Genomic DNA, 20,465 nt, shown 5'->3' with positions numbered 1-20,465 from the left:
TCGTCCGGGCTGCGCCACTGCGCGGGTAAGCAGTGCACGGACTGTACGAGGCCACTTCGGAACTCGGCCAGAAACTTGCCTCAACCGTTCAACATCGATCATTCGGAGGAAGGTCGAAACCGTTGTGCGGAATTGTGAACAAGGTGGGCCCAGGGGCCTGCCGCCTTGCTGCGGCAGGCCCCTGGGCCTGAGTTCGTCAGACTGGGGTTCAGCCGCCTGTGCCCGCCAAAGTGGCGGTCAGATAGTCCACGTTCGGTCCGTCGTCTTTGGCCGATGTGAGGCGTATGGTGTTGGCCCCCGCCTTGAGTGGCAGCTGGAACGTCCGGTCCGACCATGTCGACCATGAGCCCGTGAGAGGCCAGGACTGCGTCCCGACGTCCGTGCCGTTGACGGTGAGCGTCAGCGGCCTGTCCCCGGACAACAGGGCGTAGTGGACGGCCAGGGTGTAGTCGCCCGCCTGCTCGGCGTCCACGGTCCACTCGATGGAATCTCCCTTGCCGGAGGGATAGTTTACGTATCCGTCGCCGCTCTGTCCTCTGTCAAGGGTCTCTATCGTCGTCCCCCGTAGTACGGCGTCTTCCCCCTCGCAGCGCACGCCTGGACGGCAGTTGAACGTCACTTTGCTGTCGGCGAGTGCCGTCATACGCTGTTTCTTGTACGTGGCGCTCGCCTCTCCGCTGACGTGGTACGAGCCCGGTTTCACGTCGGCCGCGGACCTGAGCCTGTAGGTGGCCTTCAGACTGTCGCCGGGCGCGAGGGCTACTGCCGCAGTCGCTGAGGTGGGCTCCAGGGTGAATCCACTGGGCGCGGTCAGCTTCAGATCGATGTCGGTGACGGGTGCGTCAGCGTGGTTGGTGAGGGTCGCCGTGACCGGCACGTCCTGGCCTGCGCTGGCCCGGATGTCGCCCACGGACAGGCTCAGCGCACCCGTGGACGGGCACTCGGCTGTGGAGCCTGCCGGAGCCGGTCCGAGGTCGTCGACCACGAGGTCGTCGACGGTGACAGCGCCGTTGCCGCCGGCTGAGGTCAGCGCCAGATAGGGGTCGCCGCACTGGTCGCCGCCGGTGCTGAAGACTGTGCCGTACTCCTTGCTGGGCGCACTGCCCTGCGGCGGCGCACTGTCGGTCCATCCCTGGGGCCGGGGGTCGTCGGCGGCAGGCCAGCTGTCGAGGGCTCTGTCGGTCGTGGCCGGTAGCGCGTCGTCGACGAGTGTGCGGTCGGGCTCGCCGCTGCCCCCCGAGCGCACCTGGAGCCGATACTGGCCGGCTGCGTCGGACTGGTACTTCAGCCCTACGCGATAGGTGCGCCCTGCCTTGAACGTCAGCGTCCCCGGCACCGTGCGCCACACGTCACCGGGCCCGATGCGGAAGGACTTGAACGAGAAGTCGCCGTCGATCGTGTCCCGCGTGTAGCCATCGTGACGCTCGGCCCGGTGACTGTGCGGGTTGTCGCTGCCGGAGCCCTCACTGTTGACGAACGGTCCCCAGGCGCGATCTGCGGCCTCGAAGTCCTCGTAGAAATAGTGCTTGGCCTTCTCGGTGCTGACATGCGTCGGACTGACGCGTATGTCGGCGAAGTCGGCTGAGCTGCCGTCAGCGCCGGCGGCTCCGGCCAGGCTGACGGTGGCCGTGCTGTGGCCGGGCGGGACGGTGAACGCGGCGTACATCTTTTGGAATGTGGTCCCGTTCCACACATTCACCGGATCCTTCAGTTCGGCCGGTGAGGTAGCCATGGATCTGCTGACCGGATCGCCGCCGTAGCCGCTCACCCCCAGCGTCGCGGTGCGCCCGCCTGAGACCCGTACGTAGGCGGACGCCTCGTAGGTGCCGGGTGCGAGGCCGCTGATCCGCTGCGTGAGGCGCCCTGCCCCGGCCCCGTCGAAGCGGGCGAACTGCCAGCCCTTGTCGCTCGTCTCGATGCCTGCGCTGCCCTCCTTGGACCAGGCGTCGAGCGTGTGACTGTTGAAGGACCCGTCCTTGACGAGTGCACCCTCACCCCACACCGTGTGCTGTCGCGCCGCTTTGCCGCGATAGAGGACATACCCGGTGCGGGCGTCGGCGGTGATGGTGACTTCACCGTCCGTGACCTTCAGGGTCTGCTTGTCCTTGCGGCCTGTGTCGGTGAGCCGGTACAGGGACACGGATTCCAGGCCGCGCCACTTGGGGGGCAGCTTCCAGGTGGTGGTGCCACCGTCGTCGTTCCAGTGGTAGATCTTGCTCTGCTTCTCCGGGTCCCAGGGGAGGAACAGTTTGTTGCCCTGGGCGAGTTTCGTATCACCCTGGAAGAGCTGCCAGGTCCCGGTGGCATTCGTCGAGTACACCCCGTCCGTGAAGTCGACTCGGTGGTCGGTCCACTTGGTGATCGGGAAGTGCTGCATGAACTTGGTCGGCAGGTTGTTGGTGAAGATCTTCTGCTGCCAGGCCTTCAGATCGGTCTGGCCCATCCAGCCCCCGTAGGAGAGGTTCGAGAGGCCTTTGAGCAGCGTGGCGTCCTTGCGGTACCAGATGTCGCGGTCGGTGTTCTCAATGAACCGGATGATCTGCGAGCGCACACCGTTGTCCTCGTACTGACCCGAGCGGTGATACCAGAGCGCGTCACGGTCGAGGAAGTCCTCGAACTCGGTGTGCACCATCCAGCCATGAGCCTGCTCGGCCCTGGCCAGCTCATAGGCGTTATATCCACGGGCGAAGTACACGTCGTTGTAGATGAACGTGAGACCCGGCACATCCTTGGCCAGACCGTCGAGCCTCTTACCGAAGGCGCCCGTCTGGACGTCCTTGTCCCGGTTCATGTGGTACGAGACGTCGCGCCAGATCCAGCCCGGGTCGTCCGCTCCGTTGGTCATGTCCCATCTGAAGCTCTTCGCATCCGGGTACGCCTCGGTGGAGTTGATGTGGACCCCGATGGCGGCGTCGTACTTTTTCGCCTCCTCCACAAGGAAGTTGAGGTCCTTGCGGCCGCCCGCGCCTTCATTGATGTGGCCACCGTAATCCGGGTGCGCGTTGTCGTGACCCTCGGCCTGATAGCCCTTGAGCTGCACCAGCTGGCCAAGACCGTCGGTGAGCAGGCTGCCCTTCTTGATGTCGTCGAGCACACGCGTGAAAGGGTGGCTGGCGAAGCTGTTGGTGTTGTACTCGATGTTGGAGACCACGTAGTCCTTGGTCCGCTCGGCGCCCAGCGGCCGGTACATGATCTCCCGGTACGCCATCGCGCCGTCCTGCCAGTCGACCGCACCGTCGCCATTGCGGTCGCCTGTGAGGACGACCTTGGCGTAGGGCAGTTCGGTGGGCTTCGGGTCCTGCCCGTCGACAGGCTCGGGCCGCCAGGTCCACGTCCCGCTCGAGACGGACGTGGTCGTCTCCTCACCCGTCTGCGCCGTGCGGATCAGCAATCGCGACTGATCCTCGAGCGAGTTGGATTCGACGGCCGCGGCGAGGTGATCGGTGTTGAGCATGGCGTAGGTGCTGCCGCGGGGCGCGCTGTCGACGGGAGCGTCCGCGAGCTTGATGTGCTTGTCGATGTCGCTCTCGTTGTTGTACGCGGTGGTGAACGACAGCCGCGCGTCGGCCAGTTCGGCACCCGACTGGTCGGAGCGAGCGGATATCAGCCCTTGGTCGGGGATGGCCAGCGTACGCAACTTGTGCTCGGGGCTCTCGTCGATGCCGGTGACCTTGAAGGTGAGCACATGGCCGCTGACCGCGAGACGGGCCTTGAGCGTCAGATCCAGATCGTCGACGCGCAGCGTGTAGTCGACCGCCGTGCCGTCGGCCGCGGCCGTGCTGCGGACGCCGGGTGTGTACGTCGTTCCATTGACGACGACTTTGCCGGGGCCGCCCTTGGTGCGGCCGTACATGACCGACCCGTCCGCCCGCCAGTCGTAGCGCCGGACCGCCGGAAAGCCCGGGTCGGCCTGGATGGTCAGCTCGGGGGACGAGATCGGGATCGTGTCCGCGCCCCCGTCGTCACCGCGGGTGCCTGCGGATGCCGTCGTCGGCAGAGCCACGGTGAGTGCGCTGCAGAGCGCGACCGCGGCCAGTCTCCGCGTCACAGGTCCGCGCGGCCACTGCCCGTTCGCGTTGTTCAAGGCCTTCCAGGCCGTCGTACTCATGAGACTCCTTCGTCTGCCCAGGTGGGGACGGACGCTCATGCTTCTGAGCGGCGACGATAGGAATCAACAAGAACTACTCGGCCTCCAAGGGGATTTCCCGCCGCAGGACGCCCGCACCACGATCCGGGGACGTAGCCCCACTTGGTGCACGGGTCCTGTGCCGTCGTCGGCCAGGCGCTGCAGCAGGATCTCGGCGGCGAGCCTGCCCAAGCGATACTTCGGTGGCGACACCGCCGTCAGCGGTACCTCGGCCACGTCGGCAAACTCGTTGTCGTAGCTGATCAGGGCGAGATCCTCCGGAACCCGCAGCCCCGCTCTGCGCGCCGCCCCCAGGATCAGGGAGGCCTCACGGTCGCCGAAGCACAGGGCGGCACTTGCACCGTCGGCCGCCAGGACAGCGATCGCGGCATCCGCGCACCGCGGGTCCCACACTTCCAAGGGCTCACCGACCCGGGCTGCCGCCGGAAGGCCGAGGTCGCCGACGGCACGGTCGAACCCCGCGGAGATCGGCACGGCGTGCGGACCGTCGGTACGCACCAGGAGCGCGATCCTGCGATGCCCGAGATCATGGAGGTGCCGTACCGCGGCATAGGCGCCGCTGGCATGGTCGGTGCACACATGTTCGGTGGCATCGAGGGGCCCCGCGGCGGCCAGCCGGCGCTCCATCAGCACCACAGGCACCGGCGATTCGAGCAGTTCGGCCATCCGCCCCAGGGGATCGGCGAGTTCATGCAGTTGGGGCACCAGCAGCAGCCCATCCACCCCGGAGCCGACAAGTCGGTCGATCGCCTCGCGCTCGACGACCTGGTCGTAGTGGGAGCACGCCAGGACCATGCGTGCCTCCGCGACAGCCAGCGCCTCCTCGATCCCCTGAAGCACTCTCGGGTAGTACGACGATGTCGTGGGTACCAGCACCCCCACTACCGCGGAGGCATGGCGGACGGCGCCCGGCCGCGGCGCCGCGAATGTCCCGGCGCCCTGCCGCCGCTCGACCAGCCTCTGCTCGACGAGGACTTCGTAGGCACGCCGGACCGTGGTCAGTGAAAGGCCGGTCTCCGCAGCGAGTTCCTGCTCTGTCGGCAGCTTGCTGCCCTGTGGCCAAGTGCCGTCAAGGACCCCCCGGCGCAGCTCCGCCGCCAGGCGTTGGAACTTCAACCCCCCTGCGGCGTACGGCTGGGCCACCATCCGGACCTCCCCTTCTGCGGCTGGAACCGCGCTTCGCACCGGCCTCCGCGACGCGCACCGATCGGGCAGCGGAGTGACGTACTCATCCGAGTCCTCCGCCTCCTCTCATTCCTCTCACGCTCAGGCCGTTGGGGTCGTTTGTTCAATCGCAGACGACGACCGGCCGCTCGCCGGGAGTCAGCCGCGCGTACCTCACCGGCCCCTCCAGTACCTGTCCCCCCAGCTCGGGCGAACGCGCGGGCGCCGGCCCCAGGGCGACAAGGACCCGGGTGCCGTCGGGAAATCGCGCGGTGACTGTGGTTCCGTCGGTCCGGCACCGCACGTCCGGTACGTACGCTGTCGCGCCCTGCCCGGTCAGTCCGACGAGCGCCACGTGCAGCGTGCGGTGTTCGGCCCGCGCGGCGATGGCATAAGGGAAGGCAGTCCTCACTCCGAACGCGCTCGCGGTTTCATCGTTCGCGAGCCGTACTGAGCCATGGCCGTTCAGGGAGACGAAGCTACTGGTGAGCCCGGCAGTGGTGACGGCCGAAGACCGGCCTTCGCCGTCCGGTTGCGGGACCAGCGCTTCCCCGGCTACCTGCCACCCACTGTGGTAGAGCGGTAGGCCGGGAGAAGCATCCACGAGATGGACGCGCAATTCGTACGGGCCCCACACCACGCTCGCCGTCTCGATACGGGCGTCCGCCGCACCGGCGGGGCCCTGTCCGTCCGGCGCGGCCGGCCAGACGGGACGGTGCCACGACGCAGCGTGGCGGTCGACGACGCGCAGCCGGTGGATGCGGTGACGCTGGGACAGTCCCAACTCACTGTGCATAAGACCGACGTGGTTGTCTGCGTGCTGCGGTCGCCCGGGTTTCGGATGGGCGGGGCCGGTGGCTGTTGAGTACGCCAGACGCGCATAGTGAGGATCAGCGGCGGCGCCGGGCGCGTGCCGGTTGTCGCTGCCATGGTTGAACAGCCGGACGACGCCGTCGGCGCGCGTGGCCGAGAGGACGAAGCCGGGGGAGGGCAGGGCCCTGACCTGGTCCGCGCGTTCGACGGGGAGTGCTTCCTCCACCGCGGTCCAGCACGGGTGATCCGCCGGCAGCAGCAAACCGAGGAAGCCCTTGGACAGCCAGTACGGCGAACCGGGCCCTGAGTAGCGCTGCACCAGCGGCGGGAACTCCCCGTACCAGCCGAGCGTGGCGATCCCCCGGTCGTTACGGAAGCCCCGGTCGGTGAAGTGACGCAACGCACCGCTCGCCAGCCTTCTGGTCTGGCCCGGGGTGAGCGGGGTGGCGTCGGCCAGTGCCCCGACCCAGGGGGCCGCTGTTGCAGCGAACCGGTAGATCAGGGAGCGTCCTTGGTGCATGGGCGCACCGTTGGAACCGAAGAACAGCGCGAAGTCTTCCAGGAACCGGCTCAGTCGCTCTCGCAGGACAGGCAGCCGCGCCTTCCCGCGCTCCCCGGCCATCAAGGCCCACAGCACGGGATATGTATGCATGGCCCAGCCGCAGTAGTGGTCGAAGCAGTCGGCGCTGCGGGCATCGCCGCCGTCACGGTGCCACCCGTCTCCGACGTAGAACTCCTCGATCCTGGCGAGGTCGGTGTCCATCTCGGCACGGTCGTGCGCCCCGCCGACGCTCGCCAGGAACTCGCCGACGATCACTCGGAACATGTGCCAGTTGTTGTCCGGGATGACCAGCCCCCAAGCACCCTGGAACCACACGACGATCCGCTCCTGCACGGCGGAAGGCAGCTGGTTCCACAGCCACGGCCTGGTCAGATGCAGACCGAGCGCGAGCGAGCACGCCTCCACGAGTGTCTGACGGCACTCCTGGGCCAGCCTCGGCCACGCTTCGGGATGCGCGGGGTCGGTACCTGCAGCGAGACCATCGGCGTACGACTGGATCAACCCGGCGGGCGCTTCTCCTGCGCTGCCCGCCACGCGAAGGGCGAACAGCAGGAAGGTCCGCGCGAAACCTTCCAGGTGATCCGAGTCGGGTCCCGAGGACGAGGGACGGCCCGGCAGGGCGATGCGTGCACCCGAGGGAGTGGTGAACCGGTGAGCGTCTACGAGGAGTTGGTCCGCGAGCTCCACCCAGTGGGCCCGCCCGAACCCGGTGAAGGGGGAGAGTTCCCGGTCCTCGGAGGGCAAGGACTGGTGAGACAGACTCATGCACGGCACCTCGTTCTCTCGTTCTGAGTCGCGACGGTACGGAAATGATCGCCAGCATGACCGTTCGGCCAAGGCGATCACAAGAAGTCGAAGGGAAACGAAGAGAGCAGCGAGAGCGAAAGCAGAGAGTTTCGATCGGTCGGCAAAGCCAGTACGCTCCACGCCGGATGGCCAGGTAGCCCCATGGCCGGGTAAGCGTCAACCAATTCGGGGGACAACACGCGATGATGGCGATCGAGCGCCACGAGGCGATCATGCAGGTGGCTCGGAGTCAGGGCTGTGTGCGTGTGACGGACATGGCCGGGCGTCTCGGCGTATCGACGGTCACTCTGCGGCGGGACATCGGCACGCTCGTCGACCGAGGCCTGCTGGAACGGGTCTACGGCGGCGCGAGCATACCCGGCAAGCGGCCTAAGCCGACGCGCAAGACGGCGCAAGGCAAGCAGACGGGCAGGCGCGACACCCACCGTGCCACCCTCGGCCTGGTGGTCCCGTCCTCCGCGTACTACTACCCAGGCGTGATTCGAGGAGCGGAGTCCGCTGCCGGGGGGCACGCTGTCCGCATCGTTCTGGCCGTCTCCCACTACGACCGCGACCTCGAACGCGATCAGGTCGACCGGATGTTGAACCGCGGCGTGGACGGACTACTGGTCGCGACTGCCCAACCGCCTGACGAGGATCCCGAGACCACGCAGTGGCTGAGCGGCCTCGACGTGCCGACCGTACTGGTCGAGCGATCGCTGTCGGGGACGGCCGCCGCGCACATCGAGTACGTGCGCACCGACCATGCGGCGGGCACCGAACTCGCGGTGGAGCATCTGGTCTCCCTGGGGCACACGCGGGTGGCCGCGGGGGGCGGGCTGCGCAGCCCCACGGCCCGGTGGCTCTTCGACGGCCACGCGGAGGCACTGGCCAGGCTGGGGCTGACCGACGGCGGAGTGGAGTACGCGGTACTTCCGCGCAGCGACCTCGACCCGAAGGGCAACGCAGCAGCCGTCGAATCATTGGTGGACCGCTGTCTGGGCACCGGGACGCGAGCCGCCGTCGTGCACGCGGACGGAAACGCCGCAGCGGTCGTGCGGGCAGTCATGGAGCGCGGGCTGGACGTACCCGGCGACTTCGCGGTCATCTCCTACGACGATGAGGTGGCAGCACTTGCCGAGGTGCCGCTGACAGCTGTGGCCCCACCCAAGTTCGATGTGGGCCGCACCGCCGTGGACACCGTGATGCGACGCATCTCCGCTCCGGCTGATGAGGTGGCGACCCGGCGTATGGCACTGCTGCCCAAGCTCGTGGTCCGTTCCTCCTGCGGCGCCGGATGACGGCCTGCCACCTGCCTGTTCATCATCTCCTCTCCTCGCTTTCGCTTCCTTTCGGTCAGCAGCCTGATCGTTGACGCTGCCGACCGACCGGTCATTGGATTGCCTCGCCACCTGCACATCGAATCCACAGCCGAGGAGACGCGTGACCAGCGCCAGCCGACCCCGACTTGCCCTCGCCATGCACGAAGGCCTGGCAGGGCGCCTGTTCGACGACGAACTGCTGCGGCGTCTGGGCAGGGCCACAGACCTTGATCCAGCCCCGGTGCTCCATGAGTTCACCTCGCCTCAGTCGAAGGCCTCGCTCGCCCGCGTCGACATCCTTGTCACCGGCTGGGGATGCCCGCCCCTCACGGCCGAGGCGCTGGCGCTGGCACCACACCTGCGTGCCATTGTCCATGCCGCCGGGTCGGTCAAGCACCATGTCACGGCGGCCTGTTGGGAGCGGGGAATCACAGTTTCATCGGCCGCTGCCGCCAATGCCGTCCCCGTCGCCGAGTACACGGTCGCCATGATCGTCCTGGCCAACAAGCGTGTCCTGCCGCTGCTCGCACGGCAGGCACCCGGCCACGTACAGGTGGACTCGCCCGACAGGTCCGGTCCGGCGGGCAATTACCGTAAGCAGATAGGGATCGTCGGCGCCTCTGCTATCGGCCGCCGCGTCCTCGCCCTGCTACGGAACTACGACCTCGAACTCGTCATCGCTGACCCCTACCTCACCGAGGCAGAGGCCGGGACGCTGGGCGCACGACTGCTCGGGCTCGACGAGCTCGTATCCACCAGCGACGTGGTCTCCCTGCACGCGCCGTCGCTACCGCAGACGTGGCATCTCATGGACACGCGGCGACTGTCGTCGATGCGCCCCGGTGCCACGTTGATCAACACCGCGCGGGGCGACCTCGTCGACACCGCCGCGCTGACGGCCGCGGTGGGCAGCGGGCAGTTGTACGTGGTACTCGATGTCACGGATCCGGAACCGCTGCCTGCGGACAGTCCTCTGCGGGATCACCCACACGTCGTGCTGACGCCTCATGTCGCGGGCTCCCTGGGAACCGAACTGCTGCGCATGGGAGAGCTGGCCGTCGGCGAGGTGGAGCGCCTCGCCGACGGCCGACCGCTGGACCACCCCGTCTCAGCTCACCTGCTTGAGCGCATGGCATAGGCACGAGTGCCGTCCCCCATGTATACGAGGACGTACCTGATGTCACTTTCGAAGACACCGGAGAGGAGCTGCGGCTGGGCGTGATGGGCTGGGACCATGGCCCGAGTTGGCCAGACATGTCGCCGAGCAGGGTACTTCCAACCCCGTGTGATCGCGGTTCGCACCAGCTCCGACGCAGAGCCCACTCGGTGCGCTCACTGTACGACGGGGGCACCGTCGTATTCCGGCTGGCCGCTGTCCAGTACGCGCACCAAGGACGCGGTGACCACGCGAGTCGAACGGCCGATCCTCAGCACGCGGCATGGGAACTTGCCGCGACGAACCAGTGTGTAGCCCTTCGCCCGCGAGAACCCCAGCGCTTGCGAGGCGTTCGTACCGCTTCCCGTTCCACCCTCCAGGTAGCTTGATGTTTGCGGGTCTGTACTGCGCTTCCGGCAGCCGGTGGTCTCTTTGTGCAAAGGGATTCTCCAGGGTCACGCAGCACGGTCATCTGGACGGCAAAGGAGGCGGCGCCGGAGCGGCCCCAAGCACACCCGCAAACAGCAGCCCGTCCATGGCGAGTTGTCGCCACTCACGGATCCCGCTCTGCGACATTCGGACCATCGTGGGCAGCCCGACTGCGGGCAGAAGCCCCAGTGCTGTCCTGGCCGCCACCCGGCCGGCGACCTGTCCAGTCCACGCCAGCGCCAACGCCAACGCGGTAATGACGACACGCAGCGGATCAGCGCAGTCCGGCGAAGAGATCGCTCTCGGGTATGGCCGCGCCGGTGGCGTCCTTGACACGTACGAAGGTCTCCATGCCCATCAATTCGCCGAACCTCTCCTTGCCCATCTTGAGGAAGAAGATGTTCTCGCCCTGACTGGCGTGCGCGGCCAGCGCGTCGAACTTCTGACCGCTGAATACGGTGGTGTCCACCCACGTGGTGATCTCGTCGTCGGGGAGGCCGATCTCGGCCATCGCCGCGGCCTCGCCAGGATCCGGCTCCGGCATGTCCTCATGGAACTCGCGCATGGTCTCCCCGAACCGCTGCATCACCGAGCGAGGCATCGTCGTCCAGTACACCTTCGGTGTCAGCGCGGTCATCTCCAGGGCCGCCATCGTGATGCGGTGGGCCTGGATGTGGTCGGGGTGGCCGTAGAAGCCGTTCTCGTCATAGGTGACGACCACATCGGGCCGGTAGTGCCGCATGAGTTCCGCAAGTCGGGCAGCACCTTCCTCCACGGGGGTCTGCCAGAAGGATCCGGGGGCGTCATTGCTCGGCCAGCCGATCATCCCGGAGTCGGCATAGTCCAGCAGCTCCAGATCGCTGACCTTCAGTACGTCACAACTCGCGTTGAGTTCCTGGCGGCGCATCAGGGCGACGGCCGCCGGATCGTGCCCGGGATCGCCCGGCTTGACGCCCCCCGGTCCGTCACCGCAACCGCCGTCGGTACACGTCACGAGAACCGTGCGGATGCCTTCCGCCGCGTACCGCGCGAGGACCCCTCCGGTACTGGTGGCCTCGTCGTCGGGGTGGGCGTGTACTGCCATGAGCGTCAAGGGCCGGTCAGTCATGAAACAGTCCTCCTGCAGAAATACATCTTGGTCCGAGAGCGCGGCGGGCGTACCGCGAATCCTGGGGCCCGGATCCTGGCTGGGCGGACACCCTTGCGGTCTCCGTGTCTCCCCGCCCGTACGGCGCCGGTCCCTCGGTCGATGCAACCGTGCCGGCCGGACCACTGTTCCCGGCGCAGCCAATTGGCCTTCCAGGCGTCGGAGTTTCAACACGAACGCGGTACAGGCGCGACCTGCACGTGGCAGCGCCACGTCGGCCGCCCGCCGCATTCCCCCAAGCACGACCCAGTTGTCCAAAGCCCGCCGGCCGAAGGCTGATGTGGACAGGCTCTGCGGGTGCATTGTGAGCCCCTGCGCACGATATGGCCGCAGTCAGCTTCAAGACTTCGCCGGTACCGCCCGCATCCTGGCTGACGCACCCTCGTCTGTCTCCGTCACGCTGCCTCGTCGGTCGGATCCATGATCTCCGTACACGGCGCTGACGTCTCATCGAAACGAACTGCCTCAACAGCCGGGCGAGCAGGAACAAGTGTCGGGTCTCATCAATGTGCGCCGAACCGCCCTCATGACAGGTCTTGTTCACCCAGCATTGGTCCATGGACATGGTCGAATTGGGCGCGGTCGCAGCCCTTCTCTCCGTTCCCACTGCCTTAGTTGCAGCATTGTGGACCAAGCGCAGCGCAGAAAGCGCAACGTCTGCCGCGCTCCTCGCCGGACGTATCCAGGCCGACACGGCCATCTCGGCGGTACAGACCCAAAGCCTCCTCCAGCGGCATCAGCAACGGCGCATTGCACTCGACAACGCGTGCCTGGAGTTCCTGAGCGTCTCCGACACCCTGGTAGGTGTGGTGAAGCGACTCCCGAACCTCAATCCCGATGAACGCCAGGGGCTCGTGGCCAAGCACGCTATCCCAGTGGAAGCCCGATACGCCTCACTGGAACTCCTCGCCCCTCCTGATCTCCTTACAGCCGCAGAGTTCCTTCTCTCACAATGCCGCCTCTTGGAACGCTGCGCACTCGATCGCGCGGTACTGCGCGCGACGATCAGCGCCCTGGAAGCAGGCTGGTGTCCCGGCGACCCAGGAGATCGCACCGGTGATCGTCGTAGCTCGGCCTACGTAGCCTGGGAAATTCTCGTCGAGTGGGCGCGCAAGGATGAGGAGGAAAGAGGGCAGGACCCGGATCTTCTGGACTACCGCCTCCGCGACAGCGCCACTCTCACCGAAATGCAAGTAGCTCAGGCCCTCTCCCTGGTCGACCGTTGCCCGGCCATGTGGGAGCAACTGATCGGTGGATGGGTCCGGGACCCGCTCATCGAATGCCTCGAATCCCATGGTAAGGATTTCGTCACTGCCGCCCGTCGTAGCCCCGGCCGCGCCACGAAGCCCCGCCGGATATCCGTCAGGGCTTCGTCGCACGCACTCTGCCAGAATCCGGCACCCATAAGGACGACGCTCGCGGTCGCAGCCGTGAGAGCGGCGACCGCGTCGATCCGCTTCACTGGTTCCCGCAGCAGCACGGAGGGTGCTGAGGTCGCGAGCTTGGCCCGCAGATGCGCGGCGTGGTCGACGAGCGCCTGCCAGCGCGTCCAGCTCGGCCGACGCCAGTGTCTGACCGAACCCGAAGAGTTCGACGTAGACACCCACGTGCCGGCGGGCGCACCGACCGTACGGATACTGCACCAGCTCCGCAAAGTGAAGCGGTTCGCCGTCGTGGGTCATGACGCTCTCAGGGCCAGTGAGGCCGAGGACGATCCGGCACTCGACCGGGTGCTCGTTATGGCCGGTGCACCAAGCCGGGCAGGTGGGGTGACGGGCCGCGGTCAACGGTCGGCACCATGACGGTGCGCGGCGCGCTCATCTGCCTGCCTACCTCCTTTCCCGCAGCACCCCAGTGGCAGTACCCAGAGGAGGAGTGCTCGGCACGACGGGCCCGCAGCAGCCCGCAGACCAACCAAAGTCGTCGCCCTGCTGGACCCCCTCCAAGACCACCCGACCGTGCACGACACGGTCGGGAGGTAGAAAGACCTCTGCTTGTGGCCAGCGCGGGGGTGGCGAGTGCTTCGAGGACAGCCGCACGGAGGCCCCCCAGCTCGGCGTCAGGCTACGGTCCTGCACGGGTTCGGCTCCCTTGATCAGAAGGGTTTCGACTCAAGGCCCCCGGCAGTGCCGGAATCACCGGCCCGGGTCCGTTTCGTCCCGCCAGGTATCACACACTCTGCGTGAGACGGTGGTCCAGGAGCCTCTGACCAGGACCTTATGGACCGGACGCTCACGAGCCGCTGAAGACGACAGGTAAACTCTGGACACGTGACTGCTGTGTCTGCGAAGCCTCGCATCCCCAATGTCCTGGCCGGCCGCTACGCCTCCACGGAGCTGGCCGTCCTCTGGTCCCCCGAGCAGAAGGTGAAGCTGGAGCGTCAGCTGTGGCTGGCGGTGCTGCGCGCTCAGAAGGACCTCGGGATCGAGGTGCCGGACGCCGCCCTCACCGATTACGAACGTGTCGTCGACCAAGTCGACCTGGCCTCGATCGCCGAGCGCGAGAAGGTCACCCGTCACGACGTCAAGGCCCGGATCGAGGAGTTCAACGCCCTCGCCGGCCACGAGCAGGTCCACAAGGGCATGACCTCCCGGGACCTCACCGAGAACGTCGAACAGCTCCAGATCCGTCTCTCCCTGGAACTGATGCGCGACCGCACCGTGGCGGTGCTGGCCCGGCTCGGCAAGCTGGCGGGCGAGTACCGCGAGCTGGTGATCGCCGGCCGTTCCCACAACGTCGCCGCGCAGGCGACCACGCTCGGCAAGCGCTTCGCGACCGCGGCGGACGAGCTCCTGGTCGCCTACGGGCGGCTCGACGACCTGCTGGGCCGCTACCCGTTGCGCGGCATCAAGGGCCCCGTGGGCACGGCCCAGGACATGCTCGATCTGCTGGGTGGCGACGCCGGAAAGCTCGCCGACCTCGAACAGCGCATCGCCGGACACCTCGGCTTCGCGCAGGCCTTCACGTCGGTCGGTCAGGTCTACCCGCGCTCGCTCGACTACGACGTCGTGACGGCGCTGGTGCAGCTGGCCGCGGCGCCCTCGTCGGTCGCGAAGACGATCCGCCTCATGGCCGGGCACGAGCTGGTGACCGAGGGCTTCAAGCCGGGCCAGGTCGGTTCGTCCGCCATGCCGCACAAGATGAACACCCGCTCCTGCGAGCGCGTCAACGGCCTGATGGTCATCCTGCGCGGCTACGCGTCGATGACCGGCGAGCTTGCGGGCGATCAGTGGAACGAGGGCGACGTGTCCTGCTCCGTGGTCCGCCGGGTGGCGCTCCCGGACGCGTTCTTCGCGTTCGACGGTCTGTTGGAGACCTTCCTGACGGTGCTCGACGAGTTCGGGGCGTTCCCGGCCGTCGTCGCCCGCGAGCTCGACCGCTACCTGCCGTTCCTCGCCACGACCAAGGTCCTGATGGGTGCGGTGCGCGCCGGTGTGGGCCGAGAGGTCGCCCACGAGGCGATCAAGGAGAACGCTGTCGCCTCGGCCCTGGCCATGCGTGAGCAGGGCGCCGAGCGCAATGAGCTGCTCGACAAGCTGGCCGCCGACGACCGCATCCCGCTGGACCGCGCACAGCTGGACGCGCTGATGGCCGACAAGCTCTCCTTCACAGGAGCGGCGGGTGACCAGGTCACCGTACTGATCTCTCGCATCGAGGAGATCACCAAGCAGCACCCTGAGGCCGCCGGGTACACCCCTGGTTCCATCCTCTGACGCCCGGCGCCACAGCCGGATGACCTCCGAAGAGCTCCGGGCCGCCCGCGACCGCACCGTTCCCGATGTGGTCGCGGGCAGCCTGCGTGTGCTGTTCTGCGGGATCAACCCGAGCCTGATGACCGGGGCGACGGGCCACCACTTCGCCCACCCCGGCAACCGCTTCTGGCCCGTACTCCACCGGTCCGGCTTCACCCCACGTCAGTTGAAGCCGGCGGAGCAGACCGAACTGATTCGATACGGCCTGGGCATCACCAACGTGGTCGCCCGCGCCACCGCACGAGCGGACGAACTGTCCACCGACGAGTTCCGCGAGGGCGGACAGATCCTCGCGGCCAAGGTCGAGGAGTTGCGGCCGCGGTGGCTGGCAGTCGTGGGGGTCACTGCGTACCGCACGGCCTTCGGCAGACGAACCGCCCGGATCGGTCCGCAGGACCACACGATCGCCGCCACTCGTGTCTGGGTCCTTCCCAACCCCAGCGGTCTGAATGCTCACTGGACCGTCCAGACGATGGCGGAGGAATACGGACGGCTCCGCTCGTGCGTCGAGCACGACGGCACCGACATCACCGCGGAGACCTGACGCCCCCCGGCGCCCGCACAGCGGCTTGCTCCCGTGCCCTTGTGGGCGGGTGTCCGGCCCGGACAAAGGACCGACGTCCGGACTGGACACGGCAGACGAATTGCGGGGCTGTCGGCGCTCCGCATCCGATCAGCGGCCGGCTCACGTCACGGCGGATCGATCTCCGTCACCACAACGCTCAACTCGCAGCCGGGGCCTCCCTCCTCCAGACAGAGCCCCATGGCGACCCATCGGTCCTCGATCCGCCAGAGCTCAAGGTGCTCGCAGCCCGCCACCGTCTCGGCCCATGCCTCCGGGATCTCCTCGCCAGCCATCATCCGCTCCTGCGCGCTCCACAGGCTGATCGTCTGTGGCTCACCCCAGCGGCTGGTGAGCAACGTCAGCAGCACATCGTGCTCCGCGAGGCACTGGGCCCGGTGTTCCAGCCGCCCCACCTCGTCCTCGTCGTCCCAGTGATCGGCGTCCGCGTGCAGGGATGCTGTGTGATAGCCGGGCCCGCTGACTCCGGAGCCTGACCGGATGCGCTCCGCGGGGAAGTTCCGGGTGCGCATCCCGTCGATGAGGCGGAGGTGATGTGCGGTGGTCATGCCGCCAGTAAACCGCCCGGCACTGACAATCCGCTCCGCTCACGCACTTTGAGTGGCTTTCAGCCACCTCGCTCCGTCGTCGAGGACGAGGCCATGGCACCGGGGCGGTTTGACGCTAGGCGTCCCTGCGCCGAATCGCCCACCAGCCCGCCAGCAGGGCGGCCGCCGCCCACGCCGCGGTCACCGCGAGCCCGCTCCACGGTCCGAGGCCGCCCATGGCGTTCTGGTGGAGCACCAACTGTCCCGCCCTGTCCGGCAGATATTGCGCCACACCGCCTGAGACGTCTCCCACCACGAAGGAGACGATGAGCACGAACGGAATGAGCAGGCTGAGCACTGCTACGGCGCTGCGCATCAGTACCGCCAGTCCGGCCGCGAAGAGGGCCATCAGGGTCAGATAGATACCCCCTCCGAATGCCGCCCTCAGGGCACCCGGCTCCCCGAGGTCGATCGCGTACTCTCCCATGAACATCTGCCCCACCAGGAAGGCACCGAAGCTGGTGACGAGGCCGACCACGAGCGCCGATGTGCCGACGAGCGCCATCTTGGCCGCGTAGAAGACATTGCGGCGCGGCACGGCGGCGAGCGATATGCGCAGGGCGCCATTGAGGTACTCGGACGAGATCGCGGTTGCTCCGAAGCTGATGGCCGCGATCTGTCCGAAGTTCAGTGCGGAGAACGCGTTGAAAATCAGATCGGCGTCCGCCTTCTCCGCCTCGGTCCGGCCGGCGATGGACAACGCGAGCACGGTCATGGCGAGTGTTGCCAGAAGGACCGCTATCAAGGATCCGGTCACCGACCGCACCGATCTGATCTTGATCCATTCGGATCGCAGCACTGCTGTGGTCGACATGGTCACGACTCCTGACGGTTGTGGGATGGGTTCACCACGGACGCGAAATCCATGGCATCGGCGGTGAGGTCGAGATATGCCTGCTCCAACGTGGTCTGTTCGTCGCTGAGTTCAAGGACGGCGATCCCTTCGGCCGCGGCTGTCGCACCGATCTCCCCGGCCTTCGCACCTTCGACGGTCCAACACCCGTCCTCACCCTGCACAGGCTCATATCCTTTGCGGACCAGGACATCGCGCAGCCGAATGGATTCGGTCGTACGCACGCGCACCCGGGGCCTGCTGCGCGCGTCCAGGAATTCCTGCATCGGCAGATCGGCCAGGAGCCTGCCCCTGCCGAGAACCACCAGGTGGTCGGCGAACGACGACGTCTCGTTCATCAGATGGCTGGACACCAGGACCGTGCGACCCTCCCGGGCCAGCCGCTTCAGCAGCTCGCGGATCCAGATGATGCCTTCCGGATCCAGTCCGTTGGACGGTTCGTCGAGCATCACGACCTCGGGGTCCCCGAGGAGGGCGGCCGCTATGCCCAGCCGCTGTCGCATGCCGAGGGAGAACGTCTTGATGCGCGCTCCCGCAACCTGGCCGAGGCCTGCCTCCTCCAGAACTTCCTCGACTCTGCGCACACCCATCCCGTTGCTGACCGCGAGAGCCAGCAAGTGGTTCCGCGCGGTACGCGAGCCGTGGGCAGCCTGTGCGTCGAGCAGGGCGCCCACGCGACGCAGCGGCTCGTCCAGCGTCGCGTAGGGCTTTCCACCGATCGTGGCCGTGCCACCGGTGGGCCGGTCCAGGCCGAGAACGAGTCGCATGGTGGTCGACTTGCCGGCACCGTTGGGGCCGAGAAAGCCGGTGACTCGACCGGGGCGCACACTGAACGTGAGGCTGTCCACGGCGCGGGTCGTGCCGTATTCCTTCGTGAGTTCATGGACGTCGATGCTGGTCATGTCCTCAGCCTCGCGGCCTCGCCGGGTGCCCGGCCTCCCCCGGTGGTGTGGATCATCTCCCCCGCTCGGGGGAGCCGCCGTGCCGGTGCAGGCTGACACGATGGCAGCATGTTCCGCCTTCTCCGCCCACTGACCACCTCTGCCACCTACAGCCGGTGGCTGCATCTCCTCATCCCGGGGGCGGTCTGCAGCGTGTGGCTGTTCATCTCCCCGGCCACACCGTGGGCACCCATGGTCTTCGCTGTGCCAGTGGGATTGTTGCCCGCCATGCGGCTGGCCGAGGGCGTTCAGGCACAGCTCCTGCTCACGCCTGCCGAGCGCGGCAGCCCCCACGCCGCGATCTCCACAAGCGCCGCGGCCACTTGGGCGGATCGCTGGCGAACCGTGTTGTGGCTGGAGATACGACTGCTGCTCTGCGTCGCCGTGGGGTATGCAACGGTGTGGCTGCTGGCGACCGCGGTTGACCTCGTCCTCACCGCAGCGGGCGCAGGCCCGAGCGGCGAATGGCTGGTCCGCGGAGTGGATCCGCGCTGGTGGTACGCCCTGTTGGCGCCTCTGCCCATCCTGGTGCTGCTTGCCGTGGTCGCGGCGAGCGGAGAGCTGATCACTGCGACCGCCCGGCGGCTCCTCGGTCCCTCGCCGGTGCAGCGGCTTACGGCTCTGGAGGAGCGCACCGAGCAGTTGCTGGAGCGCAATCGCATCGCACGGGAACTGCACGACTCGATCGGGCACGCGTTGACGGTCGCGGTCGTGCAGGCAGGTGCGGCCCGGGCGGCCAACGACCCGGATTTCACCGAGCGGGCACTGGCCGCGATCGAGGAGACCGGAAGGGACGCGCTCGACGATCTGGAGCGGGTTCTGCGGGTTCTGCGCGAATCGGGAACACCGGTGGGGCAGCAGCCGACGCTCGCGGAAGCGGACAGGCTCCTGGACTCCGCGCGTGGTTCGGGGGCGGAGATCGACGCGGACGTCTCCGGTCCGCTGGAGCAGGTTCCGGGAGCGGTCTCCCGCGAGGGGTACCGCATCCTTCAGGAATCCCTCACCAATGTGCTCCGTCACTCCGGGGCGGTTCCCGTCCGCGTGAGAATCAGCGTCACGAACGGCCGACTGGAGATGGAGGTGACCAATCCGCTCACTGATTCGACGGGTACGCCGGGCGGTGGGAGCGGGCTGCGGGGCATCCGCGAGCGTGCCGCGCTGCTGGGCGGCAACGCCAAGACAGGTCCGTACGACGGCGAATGGAGGGTGCACGCAAGTCTTCCATTGAACGGCCTAGGTGTTCTGTCTCGGGAGGTTGTGAACGGTGACACAGATCTCGGCTGAGTGGTCTTGAACGGGTGAGGGCCTTCCGGGTTCGGTGTGGATTGCGACATCTGCACCGACCAGAAAGGCCCTCGTGGTCCACCGTAATGCACCCCTGACCGAGACCGGACGGCTGCGTCTGGCCCGCTGCGTCGTGGACGACGGCTGGGCCCTGCGCAGGGCCGCCGAACGCTTCCAGGTCTCCCCGACCACGGCCAAGCGGTGGGCCGACCGCTACCGCGAGCTGGGCGAGGCGGGCATGAATGACCGCTCCAGCCGCCCGCACACGAGCCCCCGGCAGACCCCGACCCGCACCGAACGCAGGATCATCAAGGTCCGCGTCCTGCGCCGCTGGGGACCGGCCCGCATCGCCTACCTCCTGGGCCTGAACCCTGCGACCGTGCACCGTGTCCTGACCCGCTACCACCTGGCCCGCCTGAGCCACCTGGACCGGGCCACCGGCCGCGTCATACGCCGCTACGAACGCGACCGGCCCGGCGAGCTCGTGCACGTCGACATCAAGAAGCTCGGCAACATCCCTGACGGCGGAGGCCACAAGACCCTCGGGCGCCAGGCCGGCCGCAAGACCCGCTCCGGCGCCGGCTACAGCTACCTCCACAACGCCGTCGACGACCACTCCCGCCTCGCCTACAGCGAGATCCTCGCCGACGAGAAGAAGGAAACCGCCGTCGGATTCTGGCAGCGGGCCCACGCGTTCTTCACCCAGACCGGGATCACCGTCGAACGCGTCCTGACCGACAACGGCGCCTGCTACAAGAGCCACCTCTGGCGCAACTCCCTTACAGCACAGGGCATTTCGCACAAGCGGACTCGTCCCTACCGGCCGCAGACCAACGGGAAGGTGGAGCGCTTCAAGTGCGCCACGAGGCGCTCTGTCGTATCCCCGGCATAGCTGGGAGGAAATCGAGAGGAGGTTCCTGGGCCTAATGGCTTACCTGG

The 20,465-nt window shown here is 67.5% G+C and carries 13 protein-coding genes and 1 pseudogene; 6 read left to right on the top strand and 8 right to left on the bottom strand.

Annotated elements, in window-relative coordinates; translation table 11 throughout:
* Window positions 1-208 precede the first annotated feature (208 nt).
* From ACF1B9_RS36780 to ACF1B9_RS36770, 3 genes are all read right to left on the bottom strand, one after another.
* A complete protein-coding gene (locus ACF1B9_RS36780; protein WP_391746822.1) occupies window positions 209-4,108 on the bottom strand; it encodes an endo-alpha-N-acetylgalactosaminidase family protein in 3,900 nt (1,299 codons plus the stop codon).
* Window positions 4,109-4,171: 63 nt separating this feature from the next.
* Window positions 4,172-5,293, bottom strand: coding sequence for a substrate-binding domain-containing protein (locus tag ACF1B9_RS36775; RefSeq protein WP_391746821.1), 1,122 nt, complete (start codon window positions 5,291-5,293; stop codon window positions 4,172-4,174).
* A 142-nt stretch (window positions 5,294-5,435) separates the two neighbouring features.
* Window positions 5,436-7,451, bottom strand: a complete 2,016-nt coding sequence (locus ACF1B9_RS36770) for a DUF2264 domain-containing protein (RefSeq protein WP_391746820.1) — start codon at window positions 7,449-7,451, stop codon at window positions 5,436-5,438.
* A gap of 224 nt (window positions 7,452-7,675) precedes the next feature.
* Between ACF1B9_RS36770 and ACF1B9_RS36765 the strand changes: the two genes are divergently transcribed.
* Both ACF1B9_RS36765 and ACF1B9_RS36760 read left to right on the top strand, forming a co-directional pair.
* A complete protein-coding gene (locus ACF1B9_RS36765; RefSeq protein WP_391746819.1) occupies window positions 7,676-8,773 on the top strand; it encodes a substrate-binding domain-containing protein in 1,098 nt (365 codons plus the stop codon).
* A 178-nt stretch (window positions 8,774-8,951) separates the two neighbouring features.
* Window positions 8,952-9,932, top strand: a complete 981-nt coding sequence (locus ACF1B9_RS36760; protein WP_391746830.1) for a hydroxyacid dehydrogenase — start codon at window positions 8,952-8,954, stop codon at window positions 9,930-9,932.
* Window positions 9,933-10,653: 721 nt separating this feature from the next.
* On the opposite strand, the gene ACF1B9_RS36755 is transcribed toward ACF1B9_RS36760, so the two are convergent.
* The gene (locus tag ACF1B9_RS36755) at window positions 10,654-11,487 is read right to left on the bottom strand and encodes a PIG-L family deacetylase (protein ID WP_391746818.1); all 834 of its coding nucleotides are present in this window, start codon (window positions 11,485-11,487) and stop codon (window positions 10,654-10,656) included.
* 986 nt (window positions 11,488-12,473) lie between these two features.
* Window positions 12,474-13,313, bottom strand: a complete 840-nt coding sequence (locus ACF1B9_RS36750; RefSeq protein WP_391746817.1) for a DUF6907 domain-containing protein — start codon at window positions 13,311-13,313, stop codon at window positions 12,474-12,476.
* A gap of 483 nt (window positions 13,314-13,796) precedes the next feature.
* On the opposite strand from ACF1B9_RS36750, the gene purB reads away from it, so the two are divergent.
* Window positions 13,797-15,239 carry an adenylosuccinate lyase gene (purB, locus tag ACF1B9_RS36745; protein WP_391746816.1) on the top strand — a complete coding sequence of 481 codons (1,443 nt, stop codon included), beginning with the start codon at window positions 13,797-13,799 and terminating at the stop codon, window positions 15,237-15,239.
* A gap of 19 nt (window positions 15,240-15,258) precedes the next feature.
* On the top strand, window positions 15,259-15,822 hold the full coding sequence (mug, locus tag ACF1B9_RS36740) for a G/U mismatch-specific DNA glycosylase (RefSeq protein ID WP_391746815.1): 564 nt from the start codon (window positions 15,259-15,261) through the stop codon (window positions 15,820-15,822).
* Window positions 15,823-15,968: 146 nt separating this feature from the next.
* Here the strand turns inward: mug and ACF1B9_RS36735 are convergent, their stop codons facing one another.
* From ACF1B9_RS36735 to ACF1B9_RS36725, 3 genes are all read right to left on the bottom strand, one after another.
* Complete coding sequence (locus ACF1B9_RS36735; protein WP_391746814.1) at window positions 15,969-16,409, bottom strand: hypothetical protein; 441 nt, start codon at window positions 16,407-16,409, stop codon at window positions 15,969-15,971.
* 115 nt (window positions 16,410-16,524) lie between these two features.
* The gene (locus ACF1B9_RS36730; protein ID WP_391746813.1) at window positions 16,525-17,262 is read right to left on the bottom strand and encodes an ABC transporter permease; all 738 of its coding nucleotides are present in this window, start codon (window positions 17,260-17,262) and stop codon (window positions 16,525-16,527) included.
* Between the two features lie 2 nt (window positions 17,263-17,264).
* Window positions 17,265-18,203 (bottom strand): ABC transporter ATP-binding protein, encoded by a 939-nt coding sequence (locus ACF1B9_RS36725; RefSeq protein WP_391746812.1) that lies wholly within the window; start codon window positions 18,201-18,203, stop codon window positions 17,265-17,267.
* Window positions 18,204-18,311: 108 nt separating this feature from the next.
* Here ACF1B9_RS36725 and ACF1B9_RS36720 point away from each other — a divergent pair, with 108 nt between their 5' ends.
* Both ACF1B9_RS36720 and ACF1B9_RS36715 read left to right on the top strand, forming a co-directional pair.
* Window positions 18,312-19,526, top strand: coding sequence for a histidine kinase (locus ACF1B9_RS36720; RefSeq protein WP_391746811.1), 1,215 nt, complete (start codon window positions 18,312-18,314; stop codon window positions 19,524-19,526).
* A gap of 73 nt (window positions 19,527-19,599) precedes the next feature.
* Window positions 19,600-20,379, top strand: a pseudogene (locus tag ACF1B9_RS36715) (IS481 family transposase); the annotation flags it as partial.
* Between the last annotated feature and the right edge of the window lie 86 nt (window positions 20,380-20,465).

It is taken from the genome of Streptomyces sp. NPDC014727, from assembly GCF_043083485.1.
Classification (GTDB): Bacteria; Actinomycetota; Actinomycetes; order Streptomycetales; family Streptomycetaceae; genus Streptomyces.
The sequence above is the reverse complement of the archived record's forward strand: the minus strand, read 5'-3'. Positions and strand labels throughout refer to the sequence as shown.

Bases quoted from the DNA above. Each gene is read 5' to 3' on its own strand.
- mug (WP_391746815.1), top strand. From the start codon at position 15,259: ATGACCTCCGAAGAGCTCCGGGCCGCCCGCGACCGCACCGTTCCCGAT.
- ACF1B9_RS36765 (WP_391746819.1), top strand. From the start codon at position 7,676: ATGATGGCGATCGAGCGCCACGAGGCGATCATGCAGGTGGCTCGGAGT.
- ACF1B9_RS36725 (WP_391746812.1), bottom strand. From the start codon at position 18,203: ATGACCAGCATCGACGTCCATGAACTCACGAAGGAATACGGCACGACC.
- ACF1B9_RS36760 (WP_391746830.1), top strand. From the start codon at position 8,952: ATGCACGAAGGCCTGGCAGGGCGCCTGTTCGACGACGAACTGCTGCGG.
- ACF1B9_RS36735 (WP_391746814.1), bottom strand. From the start codon at position 16,409: ATGACCACCGCACATCACCTCCGCCTCATCGACGGGATGCGCACCCGG.
- ACF1B9_RS36755 (WP_391746818.1), bottom strand. From the start codon at position 11,487: ATGACTGACCGGCCCTTGACGCTCATGGCAGTACACGCCCACCCCGAC.
- ACF1B9_RS36780 (WP_391746822.1), bottom strand. From the start codon at position 4,108: ATGAGTACGACGGCCTGGAAGGCCTTGAACAACGCGAACGGGCAGTGG.
- ACF1B9_RS36720 (WP_391746811.1), top strand. From the start codon at position 18,312: ATGTTCCGCCTTCTCCGCCCACTGACCACCTCTGCCACCTACAGCCGG.
- ACF1B9_RS36730 (WP_391746813.1), bottom strand. From the start codon at position 17,262: ATGTCGACCACAGCAGTGCTGCGATCCGAATGGATCAAGATCAGATCG.
- ACF1B9_RS36770 (WP_391746820.1), bottom strand. From the start codon at position 7,451: ATGAGTCTGTCTCACCAGTCCTTGCCCTCCGAGGACCGGGAACTCTCC.
- ACF1B9_RS36775 (WP_391746821.1), bottom strand. From the start codon at position 5,293: ATGGTGGCCCAGCCGTACGCCGCAGGGGGGTTGAAGTTCCAACGCCTG.